This window comes from Fluviibacter sp., from assembly GCF_057744235.1.
In genome coordinates this window covers 20,855-44,214 of sequence record NZ_JBIJFP010000007.1, presented here as the reverse complement: position 1 = coordinate 44,214, position 23,360 = coordinate 20,855, and the positions used below count along the sequence as shown (strand labels likewise).

Genomic DNA, 23,360 nt, shown 5'->3' with positions numbered 1-23,360 from the left:
ATAGACTGGCTTACTTGCCGTAAACCGGGAAACGCTTGCACAATGCCGAGACTTGCTCACGCACCTTGGCCAAAACGGCTTCGTCGTTTGGCGCGTCGAGCACATCGGCAATTAGATGCGCGATTTGCTCGGCTTCGATCTCGGTGAAACCACGCGTAGTCATCGCTGGCGAACCGATACGGATACCCGAGGTGACAAACGGCTTCTGTGGATCGTTCGGGATGCCGTTCTTGTTCACGGTAATGTGTGCACGGCCCAGAGCGGCTTCGGCTTCTTTACCGGTGATGTTCTTGTTGCGCAAATCGAGCAGGAATACGTGACTCTCGGTACGACCCGACACCACACGCAGACCACGCTCTTCACCCAGCACACGCGCCATAACGCGGGCATTGTTGATCACCTGTTCCTGATAATCCTTGAAGCCCTGAGTTGCTGCTTCTTTGAACGCGGTGGCCTTGGCAGCAATCACATGCATCAGCGGACCACCCTGCAGGCCCGGGAAAATAGCCGAGTTGATGGCCTTTTCGTGCTCGGCCTTCATCAGGATCACACCACCACGCGGACCGCGCAGCGTCTTGTGCGTGGTCGTGGTGACGACGTCAGCATGCGGCACCGGGTTCGGATAGTAACCCGCTGCGATCAGACCGGCGTAATGCGCCATATCCACCCACATGATGGCGCCGACTTCTTTGGCGATCTTGGCAAAGCGCTCGAAATCAATACGCAGTGCGTAAGCCGAAGCACCGGCCACGATGATGCGTGGCTTGTGTTCACGCGCCAGCTTTTCAACCTGGTCGTAATCGATCTCTTCTTTTTCGTTCAGACCGTAGGACACGACGTTGAACCACTTACCCGACATATTCAGTGGCATACCATGAGTGAGGTGGCCACCTTCGGCCAGGCTCATACCCATAATGGTGTCGCCTGGCTTGGCAAAGGCCATCAGCACAGCCTGGTTGGCTTGCGAACCCGAATTTGGCTGCACGTTGGCGGCATCGGCACCGAATAATGCCTTCAGACGATCAATCGCAATCTGCTCAACCACGTCAACGTGTTCACAACCGCCGTAGTAGCGCTTGCCCGGATAGCCTTCGGCATATTTGTTGGTCAACTGCGAACCCTGCGCCTGCATAACGGCATAGGAAACGTAGTTTTCCGAAGCGATCAGTTCAATATGATCTTCCTGGCGGCGGTCTTCCGCCTGAATGGCTTGCCACAGTTCGGGATCAACTTGCTGGAGGGTGTCGCGGGCAGAGAACATAAGAGACCTCGGGATTCAATCAAAATCGGACAAAACGGAAATCGGTGGCTTCGGCAACGCCGACTCTAGCCAAGGCCGTGATTTTACAGGATTTCGTCGCGACTGGCGTCTGTGAGATGTTCCGTTTGGCCCCAGGCCACCATTGTCCAGCGCAAACCCTGTTCTGCCGCCTCAATATCAAGCCAATTCAGGCCAGCATTGGGGATTGGTGCATCTCTAGGCCCTGTCAAAGCGCGCCCCATGGCGCGGCGGTACAAGAGATCCAGAACGCCCCCGTGAGTAACAATAACAACCGATTGATCGGCATAAACCCGCGCAAGATCGAACAAACACCGCTCTATGCGCTCAAGCATGGCTTGTAAGGGTTCGGACGCCCCAGGGGCTGCCGCCAAATCCGCACGGCTCACCAGCGCTGCGTAAGCATCTGCTTGAAAGATCTCAGCCTCAGCCGGCGTCTTGCCCTCAAACTGTCCATAATGGCGCTCGCGCAAGGCCGGGGCGTCCTGCACCACCAACCCCAGAGCTGTCGCCACGGCATCCGCCGTTTGTCGGGCACGCAACAGATCACTGCTCACCACAGCAGAGAAAGGTGTTGCCTGATGACTTCGGTGCAAATACTGGCCAGCCGCTTTTGCCTGCACCAACCCTAAGGCGTTCAACGGAATATCCTGATGCCCCTGCAAACGACGATCCGCATTCCAGGGGGTTTCTCCGTGACGGACGATACAACAGCGCATCAAGCGCCCGCCACCATCATCCGATCAAGCAAAATGGCCCCTGATTGCTTGGCGCTGCGGCTCAACCGGTCTTCGGCAATAGCCACAATGCCCTGCATCATGTCTTTAAGGTTGCCTGCGATGGTAATTTCTTCTACGGGGTAAGCAATCTCACCATTTTCAATCCAGAAACCGGCCGCGCCACGCGAATAATCGCCGTTCACGTAATTGACCCCTTGCCCCAGCAATTCGGTCACCAATAACCCGCGACCCATGCTCTTCATCAGCGACTGGAGATCCGGATGCGCTGCACGGGTATCGCGCAGGAACAGATTGTGGCTACCGCCGCCATTGGCAGTGGGCGCCATGCCGAGCTTGCGGGCACTGTAAACCGATAGAAAATAACCTTCGAGCACACCGCGGCGAACCACGTCCCGGTCATGCGTTGCCAGTCCGTCACCATCAAACGGCGCACTCGATTGGCCACCACGTAAGAGCGGACGCTCTTCCAGCACCGCGAACTCCGGCAGAATCTGTGTACCCAAAGCCCCTTCCAGAAACGAACTCTTACGATAGAGCGCGCCGCCAGAAGCCGCATGCACCAGGCTGCCCACAATGGTTGACGCTATCGGTGCTTCAAAAATCACCGGCACTTCGCCGGTGGGGCACTGCCGGCCGCCAAGCCTTGCCACGGCACGCTTTGCCGCTTTTAACCCAATTTCAGCGGCTGGCGGAAACTGTGTCGCGGCACGCACGGATTCATACCAATCATCACGCTGCATCCCTTGTGCATCGACCGCGATTAAAGCGCAGCCGATACTGTGCCGACTGGTCGGGTATCCTCCCAGAAAACCAAGGCTATTCCCCATAACAAAATGCCCCTGGTGCGTCGAGACCGATGCGCCTTCCGAGTTCTGAATCGCTGGCGAATACGCCAATCCGGCGGCTTCACATTCGCGCGCCAGATTCACGGCAGTTTCTACTGAGGGCGTCCAGGGGTGAAACAGATCCAGATCGGGCACTGGGCCCAGCATGAGCTGTTCGACTTCAGGTAAACCCGCACAGGGATCTTCTGCGGTAAAACGGGCAATATCCAGTGCCGCACGCACCGTGGCCTGCAAGGCTTCCCCTGAAAAATCGCTTGTCGATGCATATCCTTTGCGTTGTCCGAGGTAGACCGTAACGCCAACCTGCTTATCACGATGATGCTCGATCGTCTCGACTTCGCCCTGCCGGACATTAACGCTCTGACCGAAGCCCTCTGAAATCTCGACTTCAGATGCTGAAGCCCCACCCGTGCGGGCAAAACTCAGCACATCGGCGGCAATGCGCTCCAAGGCCTCACGGCTATGGGCAAACAGGGGTTCCTGGCGGGCGGGTGTATGCGTGGTCATTCAAATATTCATCCGTGGGATTGGTGCTCGGTTGGTATGATAGCGGCAAACCAACCGCACGTAATGTTTACCCGAGTCACGAGTCATCATGCCTTTTCATGCCAGCAAGCCGCCCAGTCACTTTCATACCCGCCAGGGTCAGGTCGTCGTTAACGCCGAGCCCCCTCCCCTGACGGAATCTCGCCGGCGCAGCAAAACCAAAGCCAAGGAAGAAGTCGATGCGCTGCAGGCGCTCGGCAATCGTCTGGTTGGTGTGGGCAATGACCGCCTGAAAAAACTGGACATTCCGGAATCGCTGCGTGATGCCGTCCTGGAAGCCAAACGCATCACCTCACACGGTGCCCTGCGCCGGCAGATGCAGTACATCGGCAAACTGATGCGGGACGTGGAAACGGCACCCATTCAGGAAATGCTCGACGAAATTGACGGCATTTCGAACAAAGCCAACGCCCGCTTTCACATGCTGGAAAAACTGCGTGACAAGGTCCTGGCGGATGAAGCCATCATCACCACCTTAAAGAACGACTACCCCGATATGGACGTTTCTGCGCTGCGGACGTTACGCCGCAATGCCCTCAAGGAACAGGCCACCCAGAAGCCGCCCAAATCCTACCGGGCGATCTTCCAGTTTCTCAAAGCACTAGACGAGCCGGGCACCCATCAGGACATGGCCGATCAAGACCCGACAATCCCTGAGGTCACCCCTGACGAGGACAGTGAGATTTAAAAGCGGGGACCCGGCCGAGGAAGCCCCTTGGCCGCAATCGACTGAAGAAACGCCAGCGTGAGTGCAGCACCAAAACCGGTCGTGTCGGTGCCCACGGCACCCAGTCCGCCCTTACACGAGGCCGCCGACAAATCTAGGTGCAACCAAGGCGCATCGCCGACAAATAGCTGGAGGAACCGTGCGGCCAGAATGTGGTCTGCCTCACCATCCAGCGTGCACTGCTTCACATCGGCCACCTGGCTCTCCAGCGCACTATCGTAGTCATCCGGCATCGCAAACGGCATCAGGCGCTCACCCGCTGTCGCCGCCACGGCTTCGAGGCGGCCAGCCAACCAGGGCTCGGATGCAAAAAATCCGCTCATGCGGTTACCCAGCGCCATGGTCATACTGCCTGTCAGCGTGGCGAAATCGATTACGACATCTGGCTTCTTTGCTGCCGCCAGCGTCAGGGTATCGGCCAACACCATGCGGCCTTCGGCATCCGTATGCACGATCTCAATGGTTCGACCATTGAGCGCGGTCACCACATCCCCCTGGCAATAGGCCCCGGGGGCAATATCATTACGCGACAACGCCAACCAGGCATCAATACGCACAGGCAGCTTGAGCTGGGCTGCGGCCCGGATCACCGACACCACCAACGCGGCACCGGCCATATCTTCATGCATACCGGCCATATATCGGGCAGGTTTCAGATTATGGCCTCCGGTATCAAAGCAGATGCCTTTACCGACCAGCGCGACCGCCGGCAAAGGCAAGACCGGTGACCGGTCTTTCGGGTTTGCTTTGGCCGCTTTAACGCGGGGCACATAGCTCAAATGCACAATCGCGGCATCCTGCTCAGGGCTCCCCTGAGCAACGGCCAGAAAGGCACCTGCTTGCATTTCCTGCAAACAGGCCACGTCATAGACGGCAGTTCGGATCCCCAGCCCCTTGATTTGTCCGGGAATCAGTTCACGAAACGAAACCGGCGTTAGCTGATTGGGTGGCAACACGCACAAGGCACGCGTCAGAATGTTAGCCTCGGCCCGCACCAGCGCCGCCGCCAATTGCTGCTTCAGAAAATCCTGATCCCGGGTGCCGGCCCACAGACGAATCTCAGCCGGTTTAGCGGTCTTTGATGCGGCCAGCGTTTTGGCGGGTTTTTCCGGTGCCACGGTTTTAGGCAGGGCAATACGGTTCACCGTTGCCACATAGGCCGCCTCCGGCAGCACACTGGCCACAAAGCCAGCCGAGCCATGAAACACGATATCCAGCTGCACCGGCTGCTCTGCCAGCAACCCAGACAGCGCCTGCCGCAATTGCTGCTGGGTCAGAAATACCGCGGCATCCGGATCCACAGCCAGCCAGCGCACCAAACCGCCACCGGGCAACATGGCTTCCGGCATCATCGGTTCAGTCGGCATTTTGCCGCTAGCCGCGTGCGTCCGCAGCAGGCTCGTGGCTTTCTTCTTCTGGCGGTCCAGCACCTGTTTCAGCAAAGCGCCGCCCGGCAAGCCCGAAGGCAGCACACCCCCGGCCAGCAGTGACGCAGGAAAGAGCACCAGCACATGCGAAAAGTTATTGAATAGACCATCCTTCAGCTTGCCATCGGCCAGGCTCACCTTGGGTAGCACCGGCTGCCAATTGGGCGGCAAAGAGCGATGGTTCAACGCACGCCCCTTGCGGGCAGAGGCGGGTTTCGCTTGGGGACGGGTTGTGCGGTTTAAGACGGTCGGAGTCACCATAGGATCGTAGGCTTTCGGCTGATTCTTACAAGGTATGCGATGATTATAAAGTTGGAATCAACTGAAAAACAAAAAACGGATTTCCGTATGCAGACCTACCTGAACCTGATGCAACATGTGCTCGAGCACGGCCACGTCAAAACTGACCGTACCGGTACCGGTACCCGTTCTGTTTTCGGCTGGCAGATGCGTTTTGATCTGGAACAGGGGTTCCCGGTACTCACCACCAAAAAGCTGCATCTGCGCTCGATCATTCATGAACTGCTGTGGTTCCTCCAAGGCAGTACCAATATCGCCTACCTCAAGGCACACGGCGTTTCGATCTGGGATGACTGGGCCGACGAGCACGGTGAACTGGGCCCCGTCTACGGCAAGCAATGGCGACGTTGGGAAACCGTGGCACCGGGTAAAGAAGGTGAACCGCCAACGATCCGCACCATCGACCAGATCACGCAACTCGTGGACGGCCTGAAAAACAACCCGGATTCGCGCCGCCATCTGGTTTGCGCCTGGAACCCGGGCGAAGTGGATCGCATGGCCCTGCCGCCCTGCCACGCACTGTTTCAGTTTTACGTGGCACCGCCCGCCGCAGCGGACGCTGATCAACGGCCACGTCTGTCGTGCCAGCTCTACCAGCGCAGTGCCGACATTTTTCTTGGCGTGCCGTTCAATATTGCCTCCTACGCATTGCTGACCCTGATGATTGCCCAGGTCTGCAACTACCGCCCCGGTGAATTCATTCATACGCTCGGCGACGCGCACCTCTACAGCAACCACCTGGCACAGGCCAAACTACAGCTCAGCCGCGAGCCTCGACCGCTGCCCGTGATGCGTATCAACCCCGAGATCAAGGATCTGTTTGCCTTCCGCTTCGAAGACTTTACCCTCGAAGGCTACGATCCTCACCCACACATCCCGGCCCCGGTCGCCGTCTAAATCGCCATGACCCGCGATATCACTCAGACACCGGCCTGGTCGCGTCTCAATGCGGCCCATCAGCGCCTGGCAGATACCCATTTGCGCACCCTGTTTGCCGAAAACGCCGACCGCTTTCAACATTTCTCGCGCCAGGCCGATGGTCTGCTGCTGGACTTTTCCAAACAGCGCCTGGATCAGGATGCGCTGAACCATCTCGTTGCGCTGGCGGAAGCCGCCGATGTGGCCGGCTGGCGCGAACGTCTGTTCGCCGGTGAGAAGATCAACGTCAGCGAAGAACGTGCCGTACTGCATCCGGCATTGCGCCACCTGGATGACACGCCCTTCCCGTCCACCGACAACGATGTCATGCCCGATGTCCGTCTGGTACGAGAACAGATGGCCGGCATCGTTGAGCGCCTCCGCAGCGGGAGCTGGAAGGGTTACACCGGCGAAACGATCCGTCATGTCGTCAACATCGGTATCGGCGGCTCGGATCTCGGCCCCAAAATGGCAACGCGTGCGCTATCAGCCTTCGCGCACCCCGGCCTGCACGTGCATTACGTCTCCAACCTCGACGGCGCCCATCTGGCACCGCTACTGGAAACACTGGATCCGCGCACGACCCTGTTCATCATCGCCAGCAAGACCTTCACGACACAGGAAACGATGATCAACGCCGCCAGCGCCCGCAACTGGATGCTCGCACACACGGGCTCTGAAGAAACGCTGTCCAAACATTTTGTCGCCGTTTCGGCGCATCCGGAACGCGCTGCAGAGTTCGGTATCCCGCCAGCCCAGGTGTTACCCATGTGGGACTGGGTCGGTGGGCGTTACTCACTGTGGTCTGCCGTGGGTCTACCGCTGGCGGTCAGCATCGGCATGAGCGGATTCGAGCGTCTGCTGGCCGGCGCACAGGCGATGGATCGCCACTTCCGCGCAACACCACTACAAGACAACCTACCGGTTCTGCTGGCGCTACTCGGGATCTGGAACACCAACTTCCTCGGCGCTCATACCTCGGCCATCGTGCCCTACAACGAATCCTTGCGCCATCTCCCAGGCTATCTGCAACAACTAGAGATGGAATCCAACGGCAAAACGGTCAACCGTGACGGTCATCCACTGACCTGTCCGGCTAACCCCATTGTCTGGGGTGAAATCGGCGCCAATGGTCAGCACGCGTTCTTCCAGCTGCTGCATCAGGGCGGCTGGCTGGTCCCCTGCGATTTCATCGCCACGGCGCTGAGCGACTATCCATTGCCGGGTCACCAAGCGCCTTTGTTGGCAAACTGCTTCGCTCAGAGCGCAGCCCTGGCTTTCGGCAAAACCGAAGCCGAAGCCCGCAGCGAACTGGAAGCTGCCGGCCTCTCGGCCGCACAACGGGACGCACTGCTGCCGCACAAGGTCTTTGCTGGCAACCAGCCATCGACCACCTTATTACTGCCCCGACTGGATCCGTATCATCTCGGCCTGCTGCTAGCGCTCTATGAGCACAAGGTCTTCGTGCAGGGTGTCATCTGGGGCATCAATTCCTTTGACCAATGGGGCGTGGAGCTGGGCAAACAACTGGCATCGCGCGTGCTCCCTGTACTCAACGGTGATGCCACGAAGGAGACGCTGGATGCCTCCACCTGTGGCCTAATCAACTGGACGCAAACAACGCATGGCTGACACGCCCTACCCGAATCTGTCCATCATTGTGGCCGTCGCTCGCAACGGGATCATTGGTGCCACGAACGATGCCGGCGTCGGCACGCTCCCCTGGCACCTGCCTGAAGATCTGAAGCACTTCAAGGACACCACCAGTGGCCACCCCATCATCATGGGTCGTAAAACCTGGGAGTCTTTAGGTCGACCGCTGCCCAATCGCCGCAACATCGTGATCACGCGGCAGGCCGGCTATGCGGCAACAGGTGCCGAAGTGTTCGGTAGTCTGCCTGCGGCTCTGACGGCCGTTGGCGACGCTGCGGCCTTTGTCATCGGGGGGGCCGAGCTCTATCGCCAGGCCTTACCGCTGGCGTCGACCCTGATCATCACGGAGGTCGGCATCGATGCCGTGGGCGACACATCGTTCCCCGCCATAGGTACCCACTGGACCGAAGAAGCCCGCACCCAGCACGTCAGTGCGTCGTCGCTTCCGTATGCACTGGTTCGCTACCGTCGTGCTTGAGCACGCCTTCCCATTTGGCAATCACGGCGGTCGCCACACCATTGCCCAGCACATTGGTGGCTGAGCGGGCCATATCCAGGAAGTGATCCACGCCCAGAATGAGCAGTACGCCGGCTTCCGGAATATTGAAGTGAGCCAGCGTGGCAGCAATCACCACCAGGGACGCCCGTGGCACACCGGCAATGCCCTTGGAGGTCACCATCAGCATTAACAGCATCAGGAACTGCTGTCCCAGGCTCATTTCAATACCATAGACCTGCGCAATGAACAGCGTGGCAAAGGTGCAGTAGATCATCGAGCCATCAAGATTAAATGAATAACCCACCGGCAGCACAAACGACGCAATACGGTTCGGTGCACCGAAGCGTTCCACCTGTTCCAGCGTCTTCGGATAAGCCGCCTCGGAACTCGCCGTCGTAAAGGCCAGCACCAGGGGCTGGCGCAACATGCCCACGAGCGTAAACACTGGCTTACCGAGCACCAGAAAACCCGCCAGCACAATCACCACCCACAGTACGGCAATCGCGGCATAGAACGACAGCATGAACTGCGCGTAGGTCATCAGGATGCCCAGGCCACTCTTGGCAATCACCGCCGACACCGCGGCAAATACGGCGACCGGTGCGAAGTTCATCACCATCGTGGTGATGCGTAGCATCAGGTGCGACAGCATATCCAGGTTACGGAAGAACTCGTCCGCCCGCGCCCCCAGATTTGCGCCTGCCAGCCCAAAGAACACCGCGAACACCACGATCTGCAGAATTTCATTCTTGGCCATGGCATCTATAATGCTTACCGGAAACACGTGATGCAGAAAATTGGCCAGCGGGTTACCCGGTGCCGTCAGCCCAGTGGCTGCAGAGGCGGCCGGCATCTCCAGATGCACCCCCGCACCGGGTTGCAGTAACTGGACCATGAACAACCCCAGCAGCAGCGAAAGAAACGACATCGTCAGAAACCAGCCAAAAGTCTTGGCACCGACCCGACCAATGGTTTTGCTGTCCCCCATGCTGGCAATACCAACCGCCAGCGTCGCAAACACCAACGGCGCGATGATCATCTTGATCATGCGCAGAAACACATCCGTCAGCAGCGAAATATTATCCGCGTAAGCCTGCGAAAAATCACTGCCAGCACCCAGATGATGGACTGCAGCACCAGATGCCACACCCAGCACCAGGGCGCCGAGAATGAACTGGGTTAAACGACTCTTGGTCGGTGGCTGAGCATCTGGCTTAGCACCCATATGAGACTCCTGACCGAGGCACGGATTAACGGACGCAGTCGACGTAGTAGGCCGTCTTACCGTCTTTTTCGCCCTTCACCAGGCCATGGACATCCGTCTCAAAGCCCGGGAAGCGCTCGTTGAACTCGCGCGCGAACTGCAGATAGTTCACGATCGATTTGTTAAACCGCTCACCCGGAATCAGCAGCGGAATGCCCGGTGGGTAGGGCGTCACCAGCATCGCCGTGATGCGGCCTTCCAGATCATCAATCGCCACACGTTCGATTTCTCGGTGGGCCATCTTGGCAAATGCATCGGCCGGGCGCATGGCAGGCACCATATCCGACAAATACATCTCAGTCGTCAGACGGGCAACGTTGTTCTTTTTGTAAACGTCATGGATCTGCTGACACAGATCGCGCAGCCCCACCCGCTCGTAGCGCGGGTACTTCTGGCAAAACTCAGGCAATACCTTCCACAGCGGCTGGTTCTTGTCGTAGTCATCCTTGAACTGCTGCAGCTCGGTCACCATCGTGTTCCAGCGGCCCTTGGTAATACCGATCGTGAACATGATGAAAAAGGAATACAGACCACACTTCTCGACAATTACCCCATGCTCGGCCAGATACTTGGTCACAATGGCCGCCGGAATACCAATATCTTCCGAGAACGAGCCGTCCACATCCAGCCCCGGCGTAATGATCGTCGCTTTGATCGGATCCAGCATGTTGAAACCTTCGGCCAACTGATCAAAACCATGCCAGCGCTCGCCCGGCTTGAGCATCCAGCTTTCACGCTCTTCAATACCTTCTTCCGAGAGATCATCCGGTCCCCAGACCTTGAACCACCAGTCAGCGCCCCACTCTTCATCCACCTTGCGCATGGCGCGGCGGAAATCAAGGGCTTCGGCAATAGATTCTTCCACCAGCGCCGGGCCACCCGGCTCTTCCATCATGGCCGCGGCCACATCGCACGATGCGATAATCGCGTACTGCGGTGACGTCGAAGTGTGCATCAGATAGGCTTCGTTGAAGACATCGCGATCCAGCTTACGATCATCCGAATCCTGCACCAGAATCTGCGAGGCCTGGCTCAGGCCGGCCAACAGCTTGTGTGTCGACTGCGTCGAGAACACCATCGATTCTTTACAACGTGGGCGATCTGCACCGATGGCGTGGTAATCGCCATAGAAATCGTGGAAGGCCGCGTGCGGTAGCCAGGCCTCGTCAAAGTGCAGCGTATCAATCTTGCCGTCGAGCATCTCTTTGATCTCTTCGACGTTGTAGAGAATGCCGTCATAAGTCGACTGCGTAATCGTCAGCACGCGCGGCTTAGCGTTCTTATCGGTGATGAACGGATTAGCCGCGATCTTCTTCTGGATACTTTCCCAGGAAAACTCGCTCTTCGGAATCGGCCCAATGATGCCGAAGTTATTACGCGTCGGCATCAGGAATACAGGTATGGCACCCGTCATCATGATCGCGTGCAGGATCGACTTGTGACAGTTACGATCCACCACCACGATATCTCCCGGCGCCACGGTCGAATGCCAGACGATCTTGTTCGAAGTCGATGTACCGTTCGTAACAAAGTACAGATGGTCGCAGTTGAAGATCCGTGCAGCGTTGCGCTCCGAAGCCGCCACCGGCCCAGTATGGTCCAGCAGCTGACCAAGTTCTTCTACGGCATTACAGACGTCGGCACGCAGCATGTTTTCACCAAAGAACTGGTGGAACATCTGGCCGACCGGGCTCTTCAGGAAGGCCACGCCACCGGAGTGCCCCGGGCAGTGCCACGAATAAGAGCCATCAGCAGCATAGTGCGTCAGGGCACGGAAGAACGGCGGTGGCAACGAGTCTAGGTAGGCCTTGGACTCACGCACGACGTTACGCGCCATAAACTCCGGCGTATCTTCGTACATGTGAATAAAGCCATGCAGCTCGCGTAGGATGTCATTCGGAATATGACGCGAGGTTCGTGTTTCACCGTGCAGGAAGATCGGGATATCCGCATTCTTGTAACGGATCTCTTCAACGAATGCACGCAGATCGGCAATGGTCTGCTCTTCATCGTTCAACAACTCTTCGTCATCCACCGACAGAATAAATGCCGAGGCACGGCTCTGCTGTTGGGCAAACGAGCTCAGGTCACCGTAGCTGGTGACACCCAGCACTTCCATGCCTTCCTTCTCGATGGCTTCTGCCAACGCGCGAATACCTAAACCAGACGCGTTCTCGGAACGGAAGTCTTCATCAATGATGATGATCGGAAAATGGAACTTCATAGCAATGGCTCCTCAGCCAGAAAGGAAACACCGCGTGTCGGCCAAAGCCAGAACACGCGGCGCGAATACTGCCGACCCAACGAGTCTAACGGTTTAAATTTTCGGGAGTGTGACACCGACCTGACCCTGGTATTTGCCACCACGATCTTTGTACGAGGTTTCGCACACTTCATCCGATTCAAAGAACAGCACCTGGGCACAGCCCTCGCCTGCATAGATCTTGGCAGGTAACGGCGTTGTATTCGAGAACTCCAGCGTCACGTAGCCTTCCCACTCCGGTTCGAACGGCGTCACGTTCACGATGATGCCGCAGCGGGCATACGTGCTTTTGCCCAGACAGACCGTCAGCACACTACGGGGGATACGGAAGTACTCCACCGTACGGGCCAGCGCAAACGAGTTGGGGGGAATAATGCAGACATCCGATTCAACTTCAACAAAGGACTTGGGATCAAACGCCTTCGGATCCACCACGGTGCTGTTGATATTGGTGAACACCTTGAACTCACGAGCGCAGCGGATGTCGTAACCGTAGCTCGACGTACCGTACGAAACGATCTTCTGACCATTCACTTCACGAACGAGCTCGGGCGAAAACGGCTCGATCATGCCGTGCTGCTCGGCCATACGGCGAATCCACTTGTCAGACTTGATGCTCATACCGGCTCCAGGTGCCCCAGCGGGGTCTCGAAATCAACAAAATTGGCGGAAATTGTACCGCGAGCCGGCCATGATCGGGCAAAAACACAAGAATTCGCTACTTCGGCGTTATTTTTGCAAAACTATCAGAATTTCTGTCAGTGCTTGCAATGCTGCATCCGGCATGCCGTCAATCTGTGCGCGAACGATTGCACCATCCACAGCCAAGCCAACGGCAATTTCCTTGCCCGCCAACTTCGTGTCTTTAAAGAGCTTTCGCAAGGCTTCATTCATGCCCGCTTTATGACGACGAATGGTGTCACCGACCCCCGCTATAGCACCATCAAATTCTGCCGTTGTATTAATAAAAGCGCAGCCGCGGAAAGTCTGGCTCTCGAACCACTCCCGAAGCACGCTAACAATCAAGGAACCAGGCGTATGCGATGGGCTTTCTGCGTGTCGCTGTACAGCAGTTTCAAACCAATCCATCCAGTATGCATGGCGGTATTCAAGATAAGCAAGAATGAGTTCGTTTTTGCTGGGATAGTGCCGATAAAAGGTGACTTTTGTAACGCCCGCTTCCTTAATAATCCGATCGATGCCCGTCGCACGGATACCGTCACGATAAAAGAGATCGTGCGCAGTCAACAGAATGCGATCACGAGCGGAATGCTTGGAGTTTTTATCGACCATTTCGGAAGTGTAGACAAATCTGTCCACTTTGTTAATATTCGAACGTAGACAGATCTGTCTACTCCAAACTTAACCTAGGAGTGTCGCCGTGTTTTTACACAAATTCTATGGGGAAGGTGCAGCACTACCACCACCGCTGGACAAAAAACTCATTTGCCTTGCCGGGGTGGGCGGTATGCTCGCTATCGGTCTCATTGCGTTTCTCGCGCAATCACTCGAAGCTGTTTTGATACTCGGCTCTTTTGGCGCGACGTGCGTGCTCGTATTCGGATTCCCGGACGTACCATTTTCTCAACCGCGAAACGTGGTGTTGGGCCACTGCCTGAGCACAGTCATCGGTCTTGCTTGCTTAACCTTCTTGGGTCCACATTGGTGGGCACTCGCGTTAGCCGTCGGCCTCGCCATATCCGCCATGATGTGGACCCGAACGGTTCACCCACCCGCGGGATCTAATCCGGTTATTGTATTTCTCACCGCACCCTCCTGGAGTTTTCTGCTATTTCCAACGCTCACAGGAAGCCCCATCCTCGTGCTGGTCGCCTTGATATATCTGAATCTCACCCGCACCGCACGCTATCCGAAATACTGGTAAGACGCATCACATTGATTTTCACAAGGAAGACATATGACCATAAAACTCATCGGATTAATCCGACTCAGAGACCCTGCAGCTTTTGAGGTTTATCGTAGCCAAGTTGGCATTACGGTCGAGCGCTATAACGGCACCGTTACGGCTCGGGGCAGCTATGCAAAAACCTACTGGAACGAATTGCCCTGCGGCGAATGCAATGCCTTTGTTGAACTGACATTCCCCACATCATATGATGCGGATCGCTGGGCTAACAGCCCGGAATATCAAGCGCTTCTGCCGATTCGAAGCAGGGCTATGGATCTCACTTTGTTGCAAATCACAACTTAACCGCCATAGTTTCAGTGTCGGCCAGTTCTACTCAATCACAATTTTCGGGAATTTATGGCTGGTATCGCGGGCTTTTGCCGCCACAGCACCGGCCACTTTGAGGGCAATTGCCAGATATTCCTGGCTGATTGGCGACTCGGGATCAGTCGCCACCATCGGCTGACCAGCATCCAGACCTGCCCGGATGCGCCGATCCAGCGGCAGCTTGCCTAGCAGCGGCACGTGATAATCGGCACCCAGCGCCTCACCACCGCCTTCGCCGAAAATCGGCTCGGCATGACCGCAGTTCGTGCAAATATGCATGGACATATTCTCCACAACACCCAGAATCGGCACGCCGACCTTTTCGAACATACGAATGCCTTTTCGCGCGTCGAGCAAGGCAATATCCTGCGGTGTCGTGACAATCACCGACCCTGTGACAGGCACCTTCTGCGCCAGCGTCAACTGGATATCCCCCGTGCCCGGCGGCATATCCACCACCAGATAATCCAGTTCACCCCATAGCGTATCGCGCAGCAGCTGCTCCAGCGCCGAGGTCACCATCGGGCCACGCCACACCATCGGCGACTCAGCGTCCACCAGGAAACCGATCGACATCAGCGCAATGCCATGCGCCCGCAGGGCTTCAATATGTTTGCCATCCGGTGAGTGCGGCTGCTCTCCACCAATGCCCAGCATCTGGGGGATGGAGGGGCCATAAATATCCGCATCGAGCAGACCGACTTTCGCTCCATGGCGCGAGAGCGCCAAGGCCAGATTCACGGCCGTGCTGCTTTTACCAACGCCCCCTTTGCCTGAAGCGACGGCAATCAGATTCTTGACGCCTTTGAGCAGCGGTAGATTACGCTGCACGACGTGCGATTCAATCTGAGCACGCACATCAACCTGCACCGGTTGAGAACCCAACACCGCCAATGCGCTACGCACCCGCGCTTCAATCGCCTGAGCTGCCAAGGCCACCGGATAACCGACCGTCACCCGCACCTGCAAAACGTCATCCGCCAGCGTCAGCGCACTCGCCACCTGATTTGCCGACCAGTAAGGCAGCGCCGTGGCCGGATCCACCAGGCCAGTCAGAATTTCGCCGGCACGGGCCAGCAATGCATGTTGATCAGAAGTGCTCATAAAAACTCCGTTGTTTAAGGGGAACACTCGGCTTTCGCCTACTTGGGACGAAAACACTTGTTTACGCTAATTTTACGCCCTATCAACCGGTTAATTCCTTAAAAACACCTGCCAACAGCGCCTGATCGGCTAAAATTGCGGCCATGAAACGTACGCTACTCGTCACTTCCGCTCTGCCCTACGCCAACGGCGCCATCCATCTCGGCCATCTGGTTGAATACATCCAGACCGATATGTGGGTCCGCTTCCAGAAACTCATCGGCAACAACGCGACCTATGTCTGCGCCGACGACACGCACGGCACGCCCATCATGCTGCGCGCCGAAAAGGAAGGCATCACGCCCGAGGCGCTCATCGCCCGCGTGCATCAGGAGCACCTGCGCGACTTCACCGGCTTCAATATTGCTTTTGATCTCTATCATTCGACACACAGCGATGAAAACCGTGAGTGCGCCGAAACCATATACCGCAATCTGCGTGATGCCGGCCTCATCGAAGTCCGAGAAATCGAGCAGTATTACGATGAAGAAAAGGGTATGTTCCTACCCGACCGCTTTATCAAAGGCGAGTGCCCAAAGTGTGGCGCCGCTGATCAGTACGGGGATAACTGCGAATCCTGCGGTGCGGCCTATACGCCTGCCGAACTGAAGAATCCGCGTTCCGCCGTGTCGGGCAGCGTCCCGGTGCTGCGTCCTTCGCAACACTACTTCTTCAAACTCTCGGACCCGCGCTGCCAGCAGTTTCTGCGCGATTTCACGCGCAGCGCCCCGGATGGCATCCCGGTGCTGCAGCATGAAGCCGCCAACAAGATGCAGGAATGGCTCGGTGCCGCCGGCGAGAACAAGCTCAGCGACTGGGACATCTCGCGCGATGCGCCGTACTTCGGCTTCGCCATTCCCGATGCGCCGGGCAAGTATTTCTATGTCTGGCTCGACGCCCCGATCGGCTACATGGGCGCCTTCAAGGCCCTGGCTAAAAAAGAAGGGCTGGATTTCGACGCCTACTGGAAGCCGGATGCCAAGACCGAGCTGATTCACTTCATCGGCAAAGACATCCTCTATTTCCACGCGCTGTTCTGGCCAGCGATGCTGCATGAAGGCGGCTTCCGCGTCCCGACCCGCATCTGCGCCCATGGCTTCCTGACGGTCGATGGCGCCAAGATGTCGAAATCGCGCGGCACCTTCATCACCGCCGAAAGTTACCTGCAACAGAAACTAAACCCGGAATGGCTGCGCTACTACTTCGCCAGCAAGCTCAACGGCACGATGGAAGACATCGACCTCAGCCTCGACGACTTCATCGCCAAGGTGAACAGCGACCTGGTCGGCAAATACGTCAACATTGCCAGCCGTTGCGCCGGCTTTATCAAGAAACAGTTCGATGGCTTACTCGGCGACACCGATCGTGCCGTGTTTGATCGCATCATGACCGATGAAGCGCTGACTGAAATTGCCGCAGCCATGGAGGCGCGCGACAGCGCCCGCGCCATGCGTCAGATCATGTGTCTGGCCGATGAAGCCAACCTGTACGTCAACGATAAACAGCCCTGGCTGCTGGCCAAAGACCCCGAGCAGCGTGATCAACTCCACATCGTGGCCACCACCGCGCTGAATCTGTTCCGCAGCCTGACGGTCTTGCTCAAACCGGTACTGCCTGCATTAGCCCTCCAGGTTGAACGCTTTTTCAACGGCGCACCACTCACCTGGGCGGATGCCCGTCAGCCGTTGCCGGCTGGTCACCGTATCAACGAATACGCGCACCTGATGAACCGGATTGAGCGACCCATGGTCGATGCGCTGATCGCCGCCAATGCGCAATCGCTGCAGGCCACCGACACGACCCCAGCCAGCAAGACCGATCAGAAGACCGAGAAAAAAATGGACAAGAAACCCGATGCCGCACCCGCGGAAGATAACGCACCCATCAGCATTGACGACTTCGCCAAGGTCGATCTGCGGATCGCCAAGATCGTCAATGCCGAACACGTCGATGGTGCCGACAAGCTCATCCGTCTGCAGCTGGATATTGGCGAAACAGATAACGACCAGCCCAAATATCGCCAGGTCTTTGCCGGTATCAAATCGGCCTACGACCCGGCACTACTGGTCGGCCGCCTCACCGTGATGGTAGCCAACCTGGCACCGCGCAAAATGAAGTTCGGCATGTCTGAGGGTATGGTACTGGCAGCTTCGGATACCGATGGCAACCAGCCAGGCCTCTACATTCTGAGCCCGGATTCTGGCGCTCAGGCTGGCATGCGCGTTAAATAACCGGTTACACTATAGGGAATCAACAGGCTCCCTCCAAAAATAAAAACCCGGGAGCAGTCAACACTGCACCTGGGGAGGGTGTTATGAGTGAGGCAGAGATCAATGGATCTTTTCCGCCGGCGTCGTCTATGTCCGGCAAATCCAGCGGCAAATTACCGCTGGCGCGTTTTCGCCCCAAACTCCTTGATTGCCTGAAGGATTACACGCCGGAACTGCTGGCCAAGGATATGGCCGCCGGCGTGACCGTCGGTGTGCTGGCCCTGCCTCTGGCCATTGCATTTGCCATTGCTTCCGGTTGTTCGCCTACCGCAGGCATCTGGACGGCCATCGTTGCCGGCTTCATTATTTCGCTGCTCGGCGGCTCACGCGTTCAGATCGGTGGCCCGACCGGCGCCTTTATTCCCATTGTCTTTGGGATTGTCAGCATCTACGGTTTCCAGAATCTCATGGTCGCCACGATGATCGCCGGCGTCCTGCTCTTTGTCATGGGCATCACCAAAATGGGCGTGCTGATCCGCTTTATCCCGATCAGTGTGGTCATCGGCTTCACCAACGGTATTGCCGTGGTCATCTTCATGAGCCAGATCAAGGACTTTTTCGGTCTGCAGATTCCCAGCATGCCAGCCGAGTTCTTCGAGCGCATGGAGACGCTCTGGCATTTTGCCGGCACCATGCAAATGCCCACGGTCACCATGTCGGCCATCTCACTGGTGGCCCTCATCCTCTGGAACAAACGGGCTGGCCGGTGGATTCCGGCCCTCGGCAAAATCCCGGGGCCGCTCGCCCTGCTGCTGGTGGCCACCGGCCTGCAAGCAGCGTTTTCTTTCCCCGTTGAAACCATTGGCTCAAAATTCGGTGGCATCCCGCGTGACATTCCGGCCCTGGCGCTGCCGACGCTGTCGCTCTCGACGCTGAACCAGCTGATTCAACCGGCGATTGCCATTGCGCTGCTCGGCGCTATTGAATCACTCCTCTCGGCCCGCGTCGCCGATGCGGCGATTGACGATCGCCATGATCCGAATCAGGAGCTCATGGCGCAGGGTCTGGCCAACATCGTCGCGCCGTTGTTTGGTGGCTTTGCCGCCACCGGTGCCATCGCCCGTACCTCCACGAACGTACGCGCCGGTGGGCGCAGCCCATTCTCCGGTATCTTTCATGCGCTGACCCTGCTGCTGGTCGTTGTCGTCGCTGCACCGGCTGCCGTGTACGTGCCGCTACCGGCCCTGTCGGCCATTCTGATGCTGGTGGCCTGGAACATGGGCGAATGGCACGAATTTGTGATTCTGAAACGCTATCCGATGCCCTACCGCATCATCCTGGTCTCGACCTTCATCGTCACCGTGGTCTTTGACCTGACGCTGGCCGTAGAACTGGGCATGATTCTGGCCTGTCTGTTCTATCTCTACCGTATGTCTGACCTGACTCAGATTGAACGCATTCCGCTGGAAGCCTACTACGGGTCTGGCGCGCTGAGTGGCGACGATGGTGTCTCCCGCATCGCGGCCTACAAGATTTATGGTTCCCTGTTCTTTGCGTCCATCGGCAAACTGGAAGCGCTGATCGCCGACCCGACGCACCACACCCAGATTCTGATTCTGGACATGTCGAAAACCGTATCGCTCGACACCACCGGCCTCGATATTCTGCAAACGCTGAACCGCACCCTGAACAAACAGGGCGGTCAGCTCATCATCTGCAGTCTGAACGATCAGCCGGCATCGATGATCGAACGTTCGGGCTTCTCCGAGGCCTTAGGCCCACGGGGCATCAGTCATAGCCTGACGGACGCGCTGCTGCGTGCCCAACTGATAATCCAGTCGGACCCGGTCGCAGCCGAGCAGGCTGCGTAAGCTGTCAATCAGATCGGTATCAGGGCGCACACGCAGCCCGTTGCCGATTTCCAGCACGGCTTCGGCCTTGCCATTGCTATACAGCAGCGTCACGGGGCAGCCACGACCACCCGTTGCCGATTCTGCTAACTGGGCAAACGGCTGCATCAAATCGTACAAGCGACGAACACCGCCGAGCGCTCGAATATCGACACCGCGCAGATCCAGCTCTAAGCCTTGCGCCCACTGTGCTCGAGCTTCGTTAAAAGTCATCAGACGATCAACACCCAGCTTCAATGCATCACGAAATTCGTCACGACTCACCTTGCCCTCAACGAGCAGCAATTCATCCATCCGCAGCTTGTGACGCTGCGCGTCGAACAACTCGCTGAACACGGCCGCCTCAATTCGACCCTCGCCATCGTCCAGCGTCACGAACGCCATCTTGCCCCGGCGCGTCATCTGCGTACGCACATCGGTCACAATGCCGGCCACCAGCGTGGCGTCACGGCCGGCCTCCAGCCGACCAATCGGTGTCGAACACATGGGGCGCACTTCGGCGCGCACGATGTCAAAAGGATGGCTAGAGAAAAAGAAGCCCAGTGCCGTTTTTTCTTCGATGAGGCGCTGTCGGTCTGTCCAGCGCGGGTAACTCGTATTTCCCTCCGGGCTGACCGGTGCTCGCGCGGGGGCTGCGAAATCATCCATCCCGAACAGACTGTTCTGATGGGCATTCGCCGCCGCCTGATCGGCGGTTTCCACCGCCAGAGAGACCTGCGACAACACGCGTGAGCGTTCCGGATCGATCGCATCAAAGGCCCCGGCGCGCACCAGCGCTTCCATCGCACGACGGTTAACGATCTTACGATCAACCCGATGGCAGAAATCAAAAATATCCTTGAACGGCCCACCCGTCTGACGGGCGGCCACAATCGCATTCACGGCGTTCTCGCCTGTGCCCTTGATCGCACCCAGCCCATAACGAATGGTCTTCGCATCCACCGGCGCAAAACGGAACTCGGAAGCATTCACATCCGGCCCCAGAATCGTCAGACCATTCGCCTTGGCATCGTCGTGGAAAATCTTCACCGTATCGGTGTTGTCCATATCCGACGATAAAGTCGCTGCCATAAACGCAGCCGCATGATGCGCCTTCAACCAGGCCGTGTGATACGTCACCACCGCATAGGCGGCCGTGTGGGATTTGTTAAAGCCGTACTCGGCAAACTTCTCCATCAGATCGAAGAGCTGCATGGCCAGCTTTTCGTCGATGCCATCTTTTTTAGCACCTTCGCTAAAGATGCCACGGTGCTCGGCCATCTCCTCGGGTTTCTTCTTACCCATCGCCCGGCGCAGCATATCGGCCGCACCCAGCGTATAGCCGCCAATCAGCTGCGAGATCTGCATCACCTGTTCCTGATACACAATCACGCCATAGGTCGGTGTCAAACAACCTTTAAGCGATTCGTGGAAATAGTCGATCTTCTGCAGGCCCTTCTTACGCAGAATGAAATCGTCCACCATCCCCGATCCCAGCGGGCCCGGTCGATAGAGTGCGAGCACCGCGATGATGTCTTCAAAGCGGTCGGGGGCCAGCTTCTTGAGCAGCTTCTTCATGCCCTCCGATTCCACCTGGAAGATCGCCGTTGTATTGGCATCTTTCAGAATCTGGTAAGCCGCCGGGTCATCAAACGCCAGGGCATTCAGATCCGGCCGCTCACCGGTCAGACGCTGCACGTAATCCAGCGCCAGCTCGATAATCGTCAGGTTACGCAGCCCCAGGAAGTCAAACTTCACCAGGCCGATTTTTTCCACGTCGTCCTTATCGTACTGACTCACCGCGGATTCACTGCCCGGCTGCACGTAGAGCGGGCAGAAATCCGTCAGTTTGCCCGGGGCAATGAGCACCCCCCCGGCATGCATACCGACGTTACGCGTCAGATCTTCGAGCTTGTTGGCCAGCGTAAAGAGTTCTTTCACCTCTTCTTCGCGTTCGTAGCGTTCCTGCAACTGCGGCTCAGCAGAGAGGGCTTCCGCCAGCGAGACCGGTCGGTTCTGCACCACCGGAATAAGCTTCGATAGCTGATCACAGAAGTTATACGGCAGATCCAGCACGCGTCCCGCATCACGGATCACGGCCTTGGATGACATCGTGCCGAAGGTCGCAATCTGCGACACCGCGTCCGCGCCGTATTTATCTCGTACGTACTCGATTACCTTCCAGCGATTGTCCTGACAGAAGTCGATATCGAAGTCAGGCATCGACACCCGCTCCGGGTTCAGAAAACGTTCGAACAGCAGTGCATAGGCCAGCGGATCCAGGTCGGTAATGCCCAGCGAATACGCCACCAGCGAACCGGCCCCCGAACCCCGCCCCGGACCGACCGGCACGCCATTGTTCTTGGCCCAGTTGATGAAGTCGGCCACGATGAGGAAGTAACCGGGAAAGCCCATCTGAACAATGGTCTGGCATTCGAAGTCGAGCCGCTCATCGTATTCCGCCTGGCGTGAGGCACGCTCTGCCTCATCCGGGTATAACTGTTTCAGGCGTTCGGCGAGGCCACGGCGCGCCTCTGCCACCAGAAACTCATCCAGCCCTTCGCCATGGGGCGTCGGAAAATCCGGCAGAAAACTCTTGCCCAGTGTCAACGTCACATTACAGCGACGCGCCACTTCGTACGCGTTCGTCAGTGCTTGCGGCATATCGGAGAAACGCTCGGCCATATCGGCGCGCGTCTGGAAGTACTGCTGCTCTGTAAATACGCGTGGTCGGCGTTTATCCGCCAGCGTATAACCCGTAGCAATACAAACCCGCGCATCATGCGCCCGGAAATCATCACGATCGACAAACTGTACCGGATGCGTGGCCACCAGTGGTACATCCACATCCAGTGACAGGATGGCGGTCTGCGTCACCAAGAGGTCTTCATCGGGGTGCCCGTAACGCTGCACCTCCAGATAAAAGCCATCGCCGAACAGGCGCTTCCAGAACGTCGCACGTTGCGCCGCCTCATCCAGACGACCTTGCAGAATGGCCTGCCCCACATCGCCCTCGGCCGCACCGGACAGGGCAATCAATCCGTCACAGCCAATCTCGCTGAACCAGTTAGGATCCAGCACCACCCGCTCCCGGCGTCCCGGATGCAAGGCGCCACGGCTCAGCAATTCACACAACTGGCGATAACCGAGGTTGTTACGGCAGAGCAACAGCAAGCGCGAGGCCGACTCCGGTGCCTGCGGATCCCCCACCCAGACATCGGCACCCAGCAATGGCTTCACACCCGCTTTGCGCGCCGCCTGATAAAACTTGACCAAACCGAAGGCGTTACCCAGATCCGTCAGCGCCAGCGCCGGCTGGCCATCATCACGCGCCCGCGCCACGGCCTTGTCGAGTCGGACAATACCGTCCGAAATGGAGTATTCGGAATGAAGACGGAGGTGAACAAAATCAGGCAACATA

At 57.6% G+C, this 23,360-nt stretch carries 18 protein-coding genes; 8 read left to right on the top strand and 10 right to left on the bottom strand.

Annotated elements, in window-relative coordinates:
* Positions 1-10 precede the first annotated feature (10 nt).
* The 3 genes from glyA to pmbA all read right to left on the bottom strand — a co-directional run bounded on the left by glyA (position 11) and on the right by pmbA (position 3,371).
* The gene (glyA, locus tag AC3GOJ_RS05475) at positions 11-1,261 is read right to left on the bottom strand and encodes a serine hydroxymethyltransferase (RefSeq protein ID WP_488236459.1); all 1,251 of its coding nucleotides are present in this window, start codon (positions 1,259-1,261) and stop codon (positions 11-13) included.
* Positions 1,262-1,344: 83 nt separating this feature from the next.
* Positions 1,345-1,998, bottom strand: coding sequence for a histidine phosphatase family protein (locus AC3GOJ_RS05470; protein ID WP_488236458.1), 654 nt, complete (start codon positions 1,996-1,998; stop codon positions 1,345-1,347).
* Complete coding sequence (gene pmbA / locus AC3GOJ_RS05465) at positions 1,998-3,371, bottom strand: metalloprotease PmbA (protein ID WP_488236457.1); 1,374 nt, start codon at positions 3,369-3,371, stop codon at positions 1,998-2,000. Before pmbA ends, AC3GOJ_RS05470 begins: the two co-directional genes overlap by 1 nt.
* An 88-nt stretch (positions 3,372-3,459) precedes the next feature.
* Between pmbA and yjgA the strand changes: the two genes are divergently transcribed.
* Positions 3,460-4,098 (top strand): ribosome biogenesis factor YjgA, encoded by a 639-nt coding sequence (gene yjgA, locus AC3GOJ_RS05460; RefSeq protein WP_488236456.1) that lies wholly within the window; start codon positions 3,460-3,462, stop codon positions 4,096-4,098.
* Here the strand turns inward: yjgA and AC3GOJ_RS05455 are convergent.
* The gene (locus AC3GOJ_RS05455; RefSeq protein WP_488236455.1) at positions 4,095-5,750 is read right to left on the bottom strand and encodes a M17 family metallopeptidase; all 1,656 of its coding nucleotides are present in this window, start codon (positions 5,748-5,750) and stop codon (positions 4,095-4,097) included. The two genes, yjgA and AC3GOJ_RS05455, sit on opposite strands and share 4 nt — an antisense overlap.
* Before the next feature lie 162 nt (positions 5,751-5,912).
* Between AC3GOJ_RS05455 and AC3GOJ_RS05450 the strand changes: the two genes are divergently transcribed.
* From AC3GOJ_RS05450 to AC3GOJ_RS05440, 3 genes are read left to right on the top strand one after another with little or no spacing between them, the layout of a single operon-like run.
* Complete coding sequence (locus AC3GOJ_RS05450) at positions 5,913-6,761, top strand: thymidylate synthase (protein WP_488236454.1); 849 nt, start codon at positions 5,913-5,915, stop codon at positions 6,759-6,761.
* A gap of 6 nt (positions 6,762-6,767) precedes the next feature.
* Positions 6,768-8,414 (top strand): glucose-6-phosphate isomerase, encoded by a 1,647-nt coding sequence (gene pgi, locus AC3GOJ_RS05445; protein ID WP_488236453.1) that lies wholly within the window; start codon positions 6,768-6,770, stop codon positions 8,412-8,414.
* Positions 8,407-8,913, top strand: a complete 507-nt coding sequence (locus AC3GOJ_RS05440; protein ID WP_488236452.1) for a dihydrofolate reductase — start codon at positions 8,407-8,409, stop codon at positions 8,911-8,913. The genes pgi and AC3GOJ_RS05440 overlap by 8 nt, the downstream gene beginning before the upstream one ends.
* Here AC3GOJ_RS05440 and AC3GOJ_RS05435 read toward each other — a convergent pair.
* From AC3GOJ_RS05435 to AC3GOJ_RS05420, 4 genes are all read right to left on the bottom strand, one after another.
* On the bottom strand, positions 8,864-10,159 hold the full coding sequence (locus tag AC3GOJ_RS05435) for a dicarboxylate/amino acid:cation symporter (protein WP_488236451.1): 1,296 nt from the start codon (positions 10,157-10,159) through the stop codon (positions 8,864-8,866). The genes AC3GOJ_RS05440 and AC3GOJ_RS05435 overlap by 50 nt on opposite strands.
* Before the next feature lie 25 nt (positions 10,160-10,184).
* Positions 10,185-12,422 (bottom strand): Orn/Lys/Arg family decarboxylase, encoded by a 2,238-nt coding sequence (locus AC3GOJ_RS05430; RefSeq protein ID WP_488236450.1) that lies wholly within the window; start codon positions 12,420-12,422, stop codon positions 10,185-10,187.
* Positions 12,423-12,515: 93 nt separating this feature from the next.
* Positions 12,516-13,082 (bottom strand): dCTP deaminase, encoded by a 567-nt coding sequence (gene dcd, locus AC3GOJ_RS05425; protein WP_488236449.1) that lies wholly within the window; start codon positions 13,080-13,082, stop codon positions 12,516-12,518.
* Positions 13,083-13,190: 108 nt separating this feature from the next.
* Complete coding sequence (locus tag AC3GOJ_RS05420) at positions 13,191-13,781, bottom strand: TetR/AcrR family transcriptional regulator (RefSeq protein WP_488236448.1); 591 nt, start codon at positions 13,779-13,781, stop codon at positions 13,191-13,193.
* Positions 13,782-13,842: 61 nt separating this feature from the next.
* On the opposite strand from AC3GOJ_RS05420, the gene AC3GOJ_RS05415 reads away from it, so the two are divergent.
* Both AC3GOJ_RS05415 and AC3GOJ_RS05410 read left to right on the top strand, forming a co-directional pair.
* Entirely contained in the window at positions 13,843-14,346 is a 504-nt protein-coding gene (locus tag AC3GOJ_RS05415) for an HPP family protein (protein WP_488236447.1), read from the top strand.
* A 33-nt stretch (positions 14,347-14,379) separates the two neighbouring features.
* On the top strand, positions 14,380-14,673 hold the full coding sequence (locus AC3GOJ_RS05410) for a DUF1330 domain-containing protein (protein ID WP_488236446.1): 294 nt from the start codon (positions 14,380-14,382) through the stop codon (positions 14,671-14,673).
* Between the two features lie 27 nt (positions 14,674-14,700).
* On the opposite strand, the gene apbC is transcribed toward AC3GOJ_RS05410, so the two are convergent.
* On the bottom strand, positions 14,701-15,801 hold the full coding sequence (apbC, locus tag AC3GOJ_RS05405; protein ID WP_488236445.1) for an iron-sulfur cluster carrier protein ApbC: 1,101 nt from the start codon (positions 15,799-15,801) through the stop codon (positions 14,701-14,703).
* Positions 15,802-15,944: 143 nt separating this feature from the next.
* Here apbC and metG point away from each other — a divergent pair, with 143 nt between their 5' ends.
* Positions 15,945-18,071: a methionine--tRNA ligase gene (metG, locus tag AC3GOJ_RS05400; RefSeq protein ID WP_488236444.1), complete on the top strand. Its 2,127-nt coding sequence runs from the start codon at positions 15,945-15,947 to the stop codon at positions 18,069-18,071.
* A 128-nt stretch (positions 18,072-18,199) separates the two neighbouring features.
* Positions 18,200-19,921 carry a SulP family inorganic anion transporter gene (locus AC3GOJ_RS05395; RefSeq protein ID WP_488236443.1) on the top strand — a complete coding sequence of 574 codons (1,722 nt, stop codon included), beginning with the start codon at positions 18,200-18,202 and terminating at the stop codon, positions 19,919-19,921.
* On the opposite strand, the gene dnaE is transcribed toward AC3GOJ_RS05395, so the two are convergent.
* On the bottom strand, positions 19,823-23,359 hold the full coding sequence (dnaE, locus tag AC3GOJ_RS05390) for a DNA polymerase III subunit alpha (RefSeq protein ID WP_488236442.1): 3,537 nt from the start codon (positions 23,357-23,359) through the stop codon (positions 19,823-19,825). The genes AC3GOJ_RS05395 and dnaE overlap by 99 nt on opposite strands.
* Position 23,360: the final 1 nt, after the last annotated feature.